This is a genomic window from Streptomyces sp. SID12501 (genome assembly GCF_010550245.1).
In the GTDB taxonomy this organism is placed as follows: Bacteria; Actinomycetota; Actinomycetes; order Streptomycetales; family Streptomycetaceae; genus Streptomyces.
Genome location: NZ_JAAGLU010000981.1, coordinates 1 through 397, shown reverse-complemented (window position 1 = coordinate 397; position 397 = coordinate 1). Strand labels below are relative to the sequence as shown.

At 67.3% G+C, this 397-nt stretch carries 1 protein-coding gene; it reads right to left on the bottom strand.

Features of this window, described 5'->3' with window-relative positions; all coding sequences use genetic code 11:
- On the bottom strand, positions 1–397 hold a 397-nt coding region (locus tag G3I71_RS49450), incomplete at both ends, for a transposase family protein (protein WP_164325533.1).

Here is a 397-nt window from a genome sequence, read left to right as displayed (position 1 = left end):
CAGGATCCTGAAGGTCTTCAGACTCGCGAAGCCGTGCTCGACGGGTGCCCGCAGGCTGCTGATCAGCCGGTTCACGACCTTCTTCGGTGACGACAGGCGCTTGCCGCCGCTCGCCTTGAACCCCGTGATGACCGCCGGCTGCTCCTCAGCCCCATCGTCCAGACCGACGAACCCCAGGTCGGCCACCGCACCCAGCTGAAACTCCCGCAGCCGCGCACACAGCTTTTCGTAGCGGGCGGCCGTGATCTCGCTGCAGGCGCCGCGGCGGGCCGATGAGATCCACAACATCCGCCCCTTCGCATCGGTCAGCGCGAGAAACAGCAGGCCATGCGCCTTATGCTTCCCCGAGTAGTTCTTCCGGTTCTCCCGCGCGGTGCGCCGCCGGGTGCGGATCAGC